Origin of the sequence: [Flexibacter] sp. ATCC 35208 (assembly GCF_001975825.1) — a bacterium.
Classification (GTDB): Bacteria; Bacteroidota; Bacteroidia; order Chitinophagales; family Chitinophagaceae; genus Chitinophaga.
In genome coordinates this window covers 235,152-248,393 of sequence record NZ_MTKN01000001.1, presented here as the reverse complement: position 1 = coordinate 248,393, position 13,242 = coordinate 235,152, and the positions used below count along the sequence as shown (strand labels likewise).

At 43.2% G+C, this 13,242-nt stretch carries 9 protein-coding genes; 3 read left to right on the top strand and 6 right to left on the bottom strand.

Going from position 1 to position 13,242, the window contains the following annotated elements; genetic code table 11:
• Positions 1-37: 37 nt before the first annotated feature.
• The gene (locus BW716_RS00955; protein WP_083720224.1) at positions 38-262 is read right to left on the bottom strand and encodes a hypothetical protein; all 225 of its coding nucleotides are present in this window, start codon (positions 260-262) and stop codon (positions 38-40) included.
• A gap of 222 nt (positions 263-484) precedes the next feature.
• On the opposite strand from BW716_RS00955, the gene BW716_RS00950 reads away from it, so the two are divergent.
• Positions 485-715 carry a helix-turn-helix domain-containing protein gene (locus tag BW716_RS00950; protein WP_083720223.1) on the top strand — a complete coding sequence of 77 codons (231 nt, stop codon included), beginning with the start codon at positions 485-487 and terminating at the stop codon, positions 713-715.
• A 283-nt stretch (positions 716-998) separates the two neighbouring features.
• On the opposite strand, the gene BW716_RS00945 is transcribed toward BW716_RS00950, so the two are convergent.
• The gene (locus BW716_RS00945; protein WP_083720222.1) at positions 999-2,273 is read right to left on the bottom strand and encodes an MFS transporter; all 1,275 of its coding nucleotides are present in this window, start codon (positions 2,271-2,273) and stop codon (positions 999-1,001) included.
• Positions 2,274-2,523: 250 nt separating this feature from the next.
• Here BW716_RS00945 and BW716_RS00940 point away from each other — a divergent pair, with 250 nt between their 5' ends.
• Positions 2,524-2,955 (top strand): MarR family winged helix-turn-helix transcriptional regulator, encoded by a 432-nt coding sequence (locus tag BW716_RS00940; protein ID WP_083720221.1) that lies wholly within the window; start codon positions 2,524-2,526, stop codon positions 2,953-2,955.
• Positions 2,956-3,210: 255 nt separating this feature from the next.
• On the top strand, positions 3,211-4,191 hold the full coding sequence (locus BW716_RS00935; protein ID WP_179090953.1) for a tetratricopeptide repeat protein: 981 nt from the start codon (positions 3,211-3,213) through the stop codon (positions 4,189-4,191).
• 681 nt (positions 4,192-4,872) lie between these two features.
• On the opposite strand, the gene BW716_RS00925 is transcribed toward BW716_RS00935, so the two are convergent.
• From BW716_RS00925 to BW716_RS00910, 4 genes are all read right to left on the bottom strand, one after another.
• The gene (locus BW716_RS00925; RefSeq protein WP_235643396.1) at positions 4,873-6,978 is read right to left on the bottom strand and encodes a GH92 family glycosyl hydrolase; all 2,106 of its coding nucleotides are present in this window, start codon (positions 6,976-6,978) and stop codon (positions 4,873-4,875) included.
• 152 nt (positions 6,979-7,130) lie between these two features.
• Positions 7,131-8,051, bottom strand: a complete 921-nt coding sequence (locus BW716_RS00920) for an endonuclease/exonuclease/phosphatase family protein (protein WP_083720341.1) — start codon at positions 8,049-8,051, stop codon at positions 7,131-7,133.
• Positions 8,052-8,076: 25 nt separating this feature from the next.
• Positions 8,077-9,900, bottom strand: coding sequence for a RagB/SusD family nutrient uptake outer membrane protein (locus BW716_RS00915; RefSeq protein WP_179090952.1), 1,824 nt, complete (start codon positions 9,898-9,900; stop codon positions 8,077-8,079).
• A gap of 18 nt (positions 9,901-9,918) precedes the next feature.
• Positions 9,919-13,128 (bottom strand): TonB-dependent receptor, encoded by a 3,210-nt coding sequence (locus tag BW716_RS00910; protein ID WP_083720217.1) that lies wholly within the window; start codon positions 13,126-13,128, stop codon positions 9,919-9,921.
• Between the last annotated feature and the right edge of the window lie 114 nt (positions 13,129-13,242).

The window sequence follows — 13,242 nt, the reverse complement described above, 5'->3', positions numbered from 1 at the left end:
TTCCACTTTCAAAACAAAAAAACTAAACTGGCCCAGCCTACCTCTCCCGCTCACTAAGCGGGAAATAATGTGATACCGCCCAGATTATTTTACCCAATGCGTCCTCAGGTAAATCCGGCTTTGTCTCAAATGTAGGCTCCTGACCTTTGTGTCTTAACAATAAAAACTCATCTTCCTTGAAGCGTATACGCATATGCGAAGTGCCCCGCAACTTACGCATATAAATAACAGCGCTATCAATCGTGATTTTGCGTCCGGTCATAATATTATCACATTAAAGATATAGGAATGGGGTGTCATTTAGAACCTGTAAGTGTCATTTTGGTTTTAACATGTCTGAATTGATCGGGCTACTATTAAAATGTTGTAGCTCCCTCGAAAATTCACCCTAAAATATCGTCGAATGTAAATCTTTTTCTCAAATCTTGGGCGATCACCCAATAATTATTTTACTCATTTAACCCAACTTGGACGCCACAAGAAAATGGCTCCAGAACAGGTAAAAATATTAATCGTATTCGGCAACAACCTCCGGCAACTCCGGAAGGATAAGCAGCTTACGTTACTTGACCTGGAAGTGAGCAGTGGCGTGAATCAGGGAGATATTTCAAGAATCGAAAACGGAAAGAAAAATCTAAGCTTTACAACATTGTTTAAATTGGCGAAAGGATTGGATATGCATCCGTCACAGTTGTTACTGGCTTCTTTTCCTTAGTCTATATTTTGAATTTTATTCAAGCATAAAAAATCATCATGAGTTATACATGCCATAAGCAATACTCTTAATCGAAAGAACCCGACTTTACCATAAGTAAAACCGGGTTCTTCCGCGAGTATTTTACACTACTATATTAAACTACATATTTTTAATAAGATTTTTTAAAAAGGCATTTCTATACAGTATTCTTAAAAGAGGTAGTAATATCTTTATCCTATCAATGCCTGCATTCATCTTATCAATGTCTGAACCCATCCTATCAACACCTGCATTCATCCTATCAATGCCTGAATCGCAACGGATTCATTGACCTCATCCACTCTCCATCATGCAGTTTCCGCTGATGCAATATAAATCCAATCACAATCAATATCCCTGCTACACCCTCTGCAAATACCACTGCACTCACACCTAATCTTTCTGCCAAACTCCCCATGATCAAACTACCAATCGGCAATACACCCTGATACGCCATGATGTAATAACTCAATGTCCTTGCTCTCATTTCTGAAGATGCATGTGTCTGCAAATATGTATTGATCGCTGAGTTCTGTACCATCAAACCCGCACCTGTAAAACCTGTCGCAATCAATGCCAGCCAGATCTGAGAAGAGAATCCTAAACACACGACTGCAACTGCAAATAAAATACTGGAAATAATAGTCAACTGATTCAGATCCTTACCCGGTCTTAACATCGCCATATACACAGCTCCAAACAATGCACCTAAACCCGCTGCACTTTCAAACCAGCTAAATGTTGTGGCATTACCATGAAATACATCTTTTGCAATCGCAGGTAATAATGTAGTATATGGAATCACCAGCAGACTGGATGCTGCCAGCATCAATATCAATGAAGACAAATCAGGCGATTCACGCAAATAATCATATCCCTTCTTCAAATCAGCCCAGATATTTTCTTCTGATTTCTCCTGCTGTTTAATTTTCAGTTTCATCTGCAACAAACAACCAATTACAAAGAAGAAACTCAAAAAGTTAATCAGGAAACAAATATCCTCACCAAAAGCACTCAGAATAAAACCGGCAAATGCTGGTCCTACTAACCTCGCTGCATTAAATGCAGAAGAGTTCAATGCAATGGCATTGGGCAAATCCTCCTTATCATCTACCAGGTCTACCATCAGTGACTGACGTGCCGTGGTATCGAATGTATTTATTATCCCCTGCGCCAGACTCAGGGTCGCAATCATCATAATATTATAATAGCTTAACCAGACAATCAGCGCCAGAATCCCTGCCTGTACCATCAGACCGATCTGGGTAATGAACACAATTTTGTATTTATCATGCCTGTCTATAAAGCTCCCTGCATAAGGAGCAAGCACGAGAGAAGGAATTAAACTTAAGAAGGTAACCAATCCAAGTAAAAAAGTAGAGCCCGTGATCCGGTATACTAACCAGCTGATGGCAACCCTTTGCATCCAGGTACCGATGAGGGAAACGGATTGACCTGTGAAGTGTAATCTGAAGTTCTTGTGTTTTAGTGAACGAAATATAGATGAATTGCTTAAAAATGACCTTACTATCCTCATATGCTAAACTAAATTGATAAAGTTACTTTACAAAATTACAACTTTTTAAGGAATTCTATTTCATGAAAAAGTTAAAAACAAATCGTAAATAATAGCTAAATCGCTTCAAATAAGGTCTAAAATCACTAAAAATGAATCTAAAACCATTGAAACAGAAGGATTTCTTCCATTCCCCGTAAATAACGAAGGTCCTAAGATGTAAGATACCTGCCCAGCTGGAAATTCAAAAAAACTAAAGTACCTTTGCCAAATGTCTAAAACCTATGAGGTAGCTGCCTCCTTGCGCAGCACCGTCACTCGCCTCACCAGGCAACTGCGAAAACAAAACATCTCCTCCGCATTCTCCAATGCCGAGCTCCTCACCATGGGCTTATTGGACCAACACGGTAGCATGCTCCCATCTGCCCTCGCAGACCTGGAACGCATCTCTGCTCAGGCTATTTCACAGATTATCAATAGATTAGTTGAAACAGGCGTCGTAGCACGCACCTCCGACGAGTCAGATAAAAGAAAAGTCCTCATCTCCCTCACTGCAAGCGGTAAACAATACCTCGACGAAAACCGCCGGATTAAGGAAGAATGGCTCGTAAAAGCAATGGACAACCTCTTCTCCACAGAAGAGCTTGTACTCATCGAAGCATTCCTCCCGCTCCTCCAACGATTAGCCGAATACAACGGATAACGACCACTTAATAAGCAGCCCTATCCAAAAATAAAATTATAAATGTCCCATACGTTATAATATACTTATATTTGTATAATCAATAGTTTAAATCAGAAATTACAGGCAATCAGATACTTTAGTGTCTAAATTGACATGGGCATAAGTCAGCAAATGTCAGATTGTAGTAATACAATGTTATTCCATCTGTTTCCAGGAACCCCTGTACAGAAGATTAGCTTGATTATTTATCCGATCCTAGATCCTATGATGACTATGAAACATTTATTTACAATTCTTCTATTATGCTCTTTGTCCACCACTTCCATTCTGGCCCAGAATTACAAACAGGAGTTCGAAAAATTATGTGAACAGGGGGATACGGCGAAACAAAAGAAATTGTTAGAAAAGTGGGAAAAAAGCCGTCCAAACGATGCAGAATTGTACATTGCCTATTTCAATTTCTACGTAAGCAGAAGTAAAACTGAAATTGTTACCAAAGTAAGCCACCCCGACGCTGATACAAAACCCAAAGCCAAAAAGCAAACAGGATATACCAGCGAAATCGGTTACAGGGCTGCCCCCCTCGGTAAAGGTTTCAAATACATCAACGCCGGCATCGCCAAATACCCCGACCGCCTCGATATGCGCTTCGGTAAAGTATATATGCTGGGCGAAACGTATAAATATGCTGCCCTCACGCAGGAACTGGTCAATGTATTAAATTACTCCACCACCATCCAGAACAAATGGAAATGGACTGACAACAAATTGCTGGACAAACCTGAAGATTTCATGCTCAGCGCTATCCAGGAATACGTAGCCACCATCTACAACTCCGGCAAAAGCCAGGCTGATAACATGAAGGAAATCGCCGAAACCGTACTGAAATACTATCCTAAACATGTGGAAAGTCTGTCAGATCTCGGTATCGTCTATACCATGAAAGGAGATCTCAATATGGCCCTGAGATACTTCCTGAAAGCAACTGCAATAGAGCCGAAAGACTTTATCGTACTCAACAACATCGCGAACATCTACAATAAAAAGAAAGATACCACCAATGCCGTGAAGTACTACGAACAGGCATTGAAATTTGGGGACACAGAAGCAAAAGAACTCGCTGGTAAAGAACTGAAAAGATTAGCGAGAAAACCAGCTGCTACTAATACTGCTGCAAAAGCAAAAACAACTGCTCCAGCAAAAAAATCAGCCGCCACCTCCACAAACAAAAAGGCCCCTAAGAAAAAATCTTAAGGACCTTTAAATGTGGTTTACCCGACGTTCTTTTACTTGATCGATTGTAAAAGATTACAGAACTCTAACTTCTGATCCGATGTAAGGAAAGAGTTAGCTATTGTTTCATTGATTAAATCGCTGGTTAGAGAGAATTCATCATAAAGATCATTTTGTTCGACACCGTACTTTTTAGCAGTCGAAAATCTTACGGCCATTAAGATCTCTTTTGAGGGAACCTTTTTTTCTACCAGCAACGGTCTGATGGAATACAACATTTCGTTATTGGCAATCTCTAACTTCTTAATGTAGTCCGTCTTGCCATGTCGGGAAAAGAAATGTCGTGTCAATAAAAAAACAATCAGGGAAGCTAAAATTCCAAAGATTGCTACGTAGACAGTGCTATCTTGTAAGTGTATCATAGGTAAACTAAAAATGAGCGTATAAATACATTCAAAATATACGCAATGTATGGGGGATTAGTTTGATAAAACCTGAGCAACAAACGAGATTTATATTGTGATTTTTATTATTACGTAACAAGTACCTGGGTATCAACATGATTCCAGAAGGATAGTATTTTTTTACTTTCTGGCGCCTGAGTACTGGTACTTAAAAGCTACAGGGAGGTTTCACCCCCCCTTCGGTGAAACCTCCCGGTAGGACATAGCCCTCCGGCAGCCTGGAAATACAAGCTGATATTTAGAAATGCGGTTTATCCCCCATCTCTAATTCCAATACTCCACCAGCCATCAACTCCTCGTGGGTGAAAAACAAATCCTTCCGCTCCTTCCCATTCATCTTCACCCCCTGTACATATTTGTTCACCACTGAACAATTATGTGCCACCATTGTAAAATCCTTCCCGTTCTCCAAATGCACCACCACTTTACTAAATACAGGACTACCAATCGTATATACAGGCTCACCCGCCGTGACAGGATAAAAACCCATCGATGAAAACACCACAAATGCACTCATTCCACCCCCATCTTCATCTCCCGGTATCCCAAACTCATTGTCTTTGAACCATATATCCAGCAAGGACCGTATCATCCTTTGCGTTTTCCACCCCTTTCCTATATAATTATATAAGTAAGGAATATGAAATCCCGGCTCATTCCCCATCGAAAACTGCCCTACCAACCCCGTCGCATCCGGAAACTTCGCCCAGAACTGGTATCGCTGTCTGCCCAGATCCGCATGAAACAATGTATCCAGCCTTCGCTCAAATCCCTGCTTCCCTCCCATCATCTCAATCAAGGCAGGAATATTAAATGCTACCTGCCACTGATACGTCCAGCCATTATTCTCATCATAATAATCCCTGCCCCCTGGTCCTCCATCCCATCCCGGATCTATATCTATCCACTCATTCTGTTCATCCTTCGGCATGAAAAATCCCTTCTCCCCATTCCACAAATTCAAATAAGCCCTTGACCGCACATTAAAAAATGCCGCATCATCGGCATGCTTCAATTCTTTCGCCAGTTCACCCAATGCCCAGTCGTCATAACTATGCCCTAACGTTACCGCTACTGCCTGTCTTTTTTCAAATGTATCTATAGCTGCCACTGTTTCCTGCGCACCCGGCTTTAATGCCGGATAATAACCATGCTGCGCATAAAATACATCCAACGGCGTTAGCCCTCCATTTCTCCACGGCAACATCGTCGCCTGCAATGCATTTTTCTTCATCCCCTCATATGCTTTCTCCATATCCGGAATATGCAACCCTTTTCTATATGCATCCAAAAACACTATCGTAGAATGAAACCCATTCATACACGGATGATCCCCATATACTCTCGGAAACGTAGGCATCCACCCACTCTGCTCATACATCCGTACATAAGATGCTAACATATCTTCTTCCTGGTGCGGATGCAATATCATTCTCAATGGATGCATGGCCTGGTAAGTATCCCACGTTGCATCATCCACATAAAAAGGCCGCACATCTGCATGCACCTGTTTATCAAAACCACTGTAATAAGCACCTTCTTCACTGATATTCACCATGCGCTCATGACACCTGTACAACGCTGTAAAAAACGAACGCCGCTGTGCTGCTGTACCACCTTCTACACTGATCTGATTCATCACTCGGTGCCATGCTGCCTCCGCCGCTTTTTTGATTTCATTAAATCCTTTCCCGGCCAACTCCTGTTCAAAGCTCACTTTCGCAGCAGCTACACTGATATAAGAAATGGCATATCGCAATGACACAATACTATCTTTAAAAGTTAAAGAAGCATCATAAGGCGTGTCAAACTGCCCATATAAATACACTTTTGTATCACCATGATATAAACTCGTTCCCATAATCTCTCCATTGCCATCCAGTACCCAGTTATCTACAGGCGATAACAATACGCGATGCACAGCATGTGCAGGATACGTAAACCTGTACATACCGCATTTTCGACCGGGTGCATATTCTACCTGTATCTGATCTTCGACCAGCCAGTTACGATAATACCATGGATGAATCTCTTCCTGCTCATGATCATACAGCTGTTTCCTTTCCCATCCCGTACTATCTGTCACAGGTTTTATACAAAATACTTCTCCTGCATTATGCCCTACTACCTGTAAGGGAAATGCTGTGATCTGATCATCGGTATAATCCTTTCGGATAGGATACACCCTGATCATCTGGTTAGGTCGATGCAATTGTGGTTTAGTAGTTTGTAATAACGGCGAGATATTACCAATCGTTGGGTCTATATATTGTTCATTTCCTGCAGGCGCTGCCGGGCGGCAACAACACAGCAGTAATAGTGGAATAAGTACAGCAGGTCGCACAAAATTTTTATTGATTTAATAAGACAAAAAAAGAGGGTAACTAAAAAAATAATAAACCTCCTCAGAATTGCTTAAAGGACTGGTACCCGAATAAAATGAGGCCGTATCTTATTGTTGATACGGCCTCTGGGTTTCCGCAGGATAGTATAAAATTATTTTAAGCTAATTACCGCCATTACAGGAAAGTGATCTGATGGCTCTCTCGCAGTATACTTCTCCAAACCCACTTCTTTCGGGAAGTTGCCGGAATCAGTCTTTGATGCATCTGCATCTTTACTGCGATAAGTATCTGTCAGAATACCATACTTCTGCACTTTGAACTGTTTGGTCAGGAAGATGTGATCGATACGGCTGTCAGTCTTACTATTAGGTTTGAAAGCATTGAACGTACCATTCAGCGCATAGCGTAAAGCAGTGGTTTCATATGCATCTTTCAGTAAGCCTGAAGTATTGATCAGCTGATAAGATTCACTGTTTTGATCTACGTTGAAATCACCTGTCAGGATAGTCGGTGTATTACCCGCCATTGTCTTAATCTTCGACATCACCAGCTTTGCACTCTCTGCTCTAGCTACTACACCAATGTGATCCATGTGCAGGTTGAAGAAGAAGAAAGTAAAACCGGTTTTGATTTCCCTGAATTTACCCCATGAGCAAATTCTTGGCAACACAGCATCCCATCCTTTGTTAGGCTTGTCTGTCACTGTAGACATCCAGAAATCTCCCTTTTCCAGCAGTTTAAATTTCGCGGTATTATAGAAGATAGCAGAATGTTCTCCTTTATCTTTTCCATCATCACGACCTACACCGATGTAAGCATAACCGGGCAAACTGTCTTTGATATTTTCCAGCTGATCTTTCAGACACTCCTGTGTACCGAAGATATCAAACCCATGAAAACGAATCAACGACGTGATCACCGGATACCGTTGTTGCCATCCATCGCCGCGCTCTACATCACCATTATCACGGTTGTTGTTGCGCATGTTGTAAGTGCCTACCGTAAATTGCTGTGCCATCACAGCGGTGGTCATTACGGCAAAGCCAACCATCATTAAGAACCATTTTTTCATCTGCATCTATTTTATGAAATAATAATTACAAATTCTCCCATCCTACATTCTGCACCAGCTTGGTGTTCAGCTGCAGTTCTGTGTATGGTAATGGGTACAGGTAGCGGAAGTCTGCCCAGGTGACTCTGGAAATGTTATCCAGCCACTTGATCTCTCCATACGTACCATGAGATAACTGTGTAGGATTCGTTACCCCATTCACGGTAGGCGCTACGCTAATGTAGGTCACACCACTCACCTGTGTAGCAGGCAATGTCTGGTAGAAACATACATCGTTCACCCCATCCCCGTTCAGGTCCATTGGCACATCCAGCGCTGGTACATACATACCATTCCATTGCTGTACCAGCAGTTCACCATCATTCCATCTTACCAGGTCATAGAAACGGAAACCTTCCAGCACCAGCTCTATACCACGCTCTCTTCTGATCTCCAGGATAGAAGGATCGGTAGGATCACCACCTTTGTTAAAATAGTTAGTAACTAAATACTGATCTGCCACGGTTGGTTTTGTAGCAATACCACTGGTAATACCAGCTCTCGCTCTCAGCGCACCTACTGTACCTGCCCAATCGGCATCAGTCAGTGTACCAAGTTCAGCTTTGGCTTCCGCATAGTTCAACAGTATTTCTGCATAACGCATGATACAAATGGAATTCGTATTGTTGGACCCTCCGTCATAATAGGTATCATCCAGACACCATTTTTTAGGCATATACCCGGTGTAAGTATAAGAAAATACCGGCGGAGCAGCAACAGTTTTTCCATTATCGGTACGGGTGTAACTTCCCATGCGAATAGTCTGTGACAAACGCAGGTCTCTGTTCTTTGTTTCTTCTACAAATGGCTTGGTTTCATAACCGCTCACACTGGTGAAAGGCGTTCCATCAATGTTCAGGTAAGTGTTGATAAACTTACGTGTTAAACTCAGGCGCACACCATATGTAGCACTGGTGTAATACCAGTTTGCATCGTTGAAGACAGCCAGGGTGCTGCTGGCTACGTTAGACAACATTACTTCTGTCGTAACAGGCGATGCACTGATGAACAGCTGACGGTAAGATCCACTGGTGCCTCCTGCCTGGTTCAGGCTAAAACCACCCTGATCCATCACTACCTTAGCCGCATCTGCCGCTGCCTGTAATAAAGCCGGCGCATCTCCTGTCAGCCCCAGGGAAGTATGGTATTTTCTGAAAGTACCTTCAAAAAGACATACACGTGATTTCAGTGCATATGCTGTATACTTCGTGATCTGGCTGGCTGTTGCATCAGTATTCAGCGAGATATGCGCGGCTGCATAATCCAGGTCAGCAATGATAGAATCCATCACCAGTTTACGGCTGTCGCGTGCTGCATACAGTGAACTGTCTGCAATACCCAATGGGGTACCGATCCAGGGCACATCACCATAACGTTTTACTTTATCAAAGTAGAACCAGGCACGGAAAAAACGTGCCAGGCCATTATAGTTTTCACGAATCGTCTGCCCTACTGCAGGGTTGGTATTGTTCGCGAGGAAATAGTTGATGTTACGCAGCTTGGTCCATTTCCAGTTGTCAATTTCTGCCTGTACACGGGAGTTGTAAGCACCGTCACGAAGAAAATCAGGAACGGCATTCACCGCACTGTAATCGGCCATCGCATCGCCTCTGAACACATCGCCCATAGCAGGCAGTACATCGTAAAATGAGTTGGCGTATAATTTCAGACCGGCTTCGTTTCCGAAGATCGCATCTCTGTCTGCAGTGGATACAGGACGCTGTTCCAGTTCTTTCGAACAGCTGCCTGCCAGTACCCACAACACCAGCGCCATCGAGGTCCATTTCAACCGGGTAATATATTGTTGCATGTTGCTTTTTTTAATTTTTTACAGGGTAATGTTTAAACCTAATGTGAAGCTCTTCAGAATCGGATAGTTGTTACCGTTACCCGCGTTGTCTGTAGGATTCGGGTTGGTGATCATGTCGGAACGACCAATGCTTTCTACATCCAGATCTTTGGTAACCTTGTACAGCGGAGACCAGGAGAACAGGTTCTCTGCTGACAGGTATATTTTTGCACTCTGCAATTTTGCTCTTGACACAAGTGTCTTTGGCAGACTATAACCCACCTGTATATTCTTCATACGCAGGTATCTTACATTCTGCAGGTACTTCGTCTGCTTAGCATACAGTTCACCTGAACCATTCTGTGCTACATAACCACGATAGCGTGGGAAGTAAGTATTTGGATTCTCTGCTGACCAGATCTTGCCTACCTGTGATTTAGGCATGTAGTTGTAAGGTCTGTTGTACTGACCCCAGAATACATCGTTCTCGTTACCAGGCCACCAGTCTTGTTTTCCTACACCCTGGAAGAATACTCCAAAGAAGAAATTGTTCCAGTCTGCATTCACACTTACACCATAAGTATAGCGTGGAGTAGAGTTACCAATCACTTTCATATCACCAGGATTACCTGTAGTGTTTGTACCATTGTTGATCACACCATCCCCATTCAGGTCTTTGAATTTGATATCACCCGGCAGCCACTGACCACTGGTTGATGCTTTGAACAGCGCCTGTGTGCTGGCAGCCTTACCTACATTGTCCGCAGTCCAGTAACCGTCGTTTTCATAACCCCAGATCTCACCATACTTCTGACCAGCGTAGTAGTCAGTCAGCTTGTTGTTGGTATTATTGTATTTAGTGATCGTTGCAGAATAGTCAGCGAGATTAGCTGTAACTGAATAGTGAAGTGGTTTCTCTGCTACATTGAATTGATCTCTCCAGGTCAGGGAAATTTCCCATCCTTTCGTTTTCAGGTCAGCATAGTTACCTTTTGGAACATCTGTACCGAATACAGCAGGCAGTGTCTGCCCTACGGTAAACATGTCGGTCGTTACACGGGTATACATATCACCGCTGAAGGTCAGGTGATCATTCAGTGCAGACAGATCCAGACCAATGTTGCGGGTGGTAGATGTTTCCCATGTCAGCCCATTCGGAATCACAGAAGGCTGACCGGTTTGCTGAGGTCGTACGCCATTGATGACACGACCACTCTGTGTGATTGCGAATTTTTCCTGGAATGCATAAGAGTTGATGTTACCATTACCCAGTGAGCCCCATGAACCACGCACTTTCAGGTCAGAGATCGCTTTCGCAGGTACTTTCCAGAATGCTTCTTTAGACACTCTCCAACCACCGGATACAGATGGGAAGAATGCATAACGCTGGTTGGCAGGGAACTTGGAACTACCATCGTAACGACCATTTACCTCTAACAGGTAACGCTCTTTGAAGGCATAGTTCAAACGGAAGAACTCACCCTGGATCGCCCATTTCTCATAACCACCGGCAGTAGAGATATTGCTACCCAGTGCCAGGTTCATATCATTTGCATCGCTATAGATCAGACCATTCCTGGTGAGGGAGAAACCGCTACCGGTAGACTGTTCATAGTTGAAACCCGCCATTGCCTTGAAGTAATGGTTAGTACCGATGTTAGTTTCGTACTCTGCATACAGATTGGTAGCGAGGTATTTGGTAGATGAATCGGAATTCATCAGGTCATTATAGCCAGTACCTACATAAGCAGTTACACCGGGTGCAGCGCTGTAAGGAACCTGTACTCGTCTTCTCTTCTGATCGTCAGTGATGTTCTGCCAGGTTATGTTACCGATGATGCGCAGTTTGTTTTTATATACATTGGCAGTAAAACCAGTGGTATTTCTGAACATCTGGCGATACAGGTTGATGCCGTTCTTACCATAATAGAAGTCACCTACTGTATAAGCAGCTGAATAGGTCAGGGTACCATCCGGGTTCAGCAGCATGGAAGTAGGGTGTGCCTCATCCGCCATGTTTCTGAAGATACCGCCACCTTCACCTACGTTCAGTGGGTTGTGGTAAGAGCGGTTGGCATATTCTGTATTATTATATATCTGCAACCATGAGGTCAGTTGGATTGTACCCTTGGCACGCATGTTATACATTTTGTAATCGTCAGAATTAAAACGGAAGAGACCGTCCTGACCATAATAACGACCGGTAATATAATAAGAAGCCTTACCGCTGCTACCAGAAACAGAGAGATTCTGGTCCATTGCTGCAGTGTGGTTCTTATATAATAAGTCATACCAGTCAGTATTACCATAATATACATAGTTACCATTCCCGTCCAGCTCTGTTTTAGACAGGGCAGGATTGTCGTTATGTTCTTTCAACGCAGCCAGGTAAGCGGCAGAGAACTTCTGGGTTTTGTTGATATTCTGAGGAGTCTGTGCATAATCGTTCCATGCAGACCATGCATCGCTGAAGCCCTTTGCATATTGGTATCCGTTAGATACCATATCAGGTACAGTAGTAGGTTTTTTGCTGGAATAGTTGGAAGAGTAGGTCACGGTCACCTTATCTTTAGAAGGTGTTTTGGTGGTGATGAGCACAACCCCGAAGGCAGCTCTTGCACCATATACCGCTGCGGAAGATGCATCTTTCAGCACACTGATGCTGGCTACATCAGATGGGTTCAGCATGCTTGGGTCGCCTTCCACCCCATCGATCAGTACCAGTGCATTACCACCCTGGCCTATAGAGGTTGTACCACGGATATTGTAAGTTGGCGACTGGATAGGTTTACCATCGCCCATAGTCAGGTTCAGGTTAGGGATTACACCTTGCAGCCCCTGGCTGAGGTTTGGAATAGGACGGTTTTCCAGCACCTTGCCAGTTACCTGTGTTACAGCACCTGTCAGGTTTACTTTTTTCTGTGTACCATATCCCACTACAACTACGTCATTGAGGGAAGATACATTACTTTTCATCGCTACACGAACATCACCCTGTGCAGGTACCTGTACGGTGTCGGACAAAAAGCCGATTGAACTGATCACCAAAGTAGGATTTTCTGTTGCATTCAGACTGAATTGACCTTTCTCGTCAGTACCAGCTCCGATAGCAGTGCCCAGTACTTTTACTGTTGCACCAATAATCGGTTGCCCGCTTTCGTCAGTCACCCGGCCTTTCACGATACGCGACTGTGCATATGTGTTCAGCACGCAACATGTAAATAGAAGGATGCATAACCATCTTTTCATGAGGAGTATTTTTTTTGTACTGCAAAAGAAGAATTCAGAGGTGAACAGGGCGGTTAATTAGAGATTAACGCGGGTATTAATCAATAAAAAATTATGATTCTCCGGATTAATTAA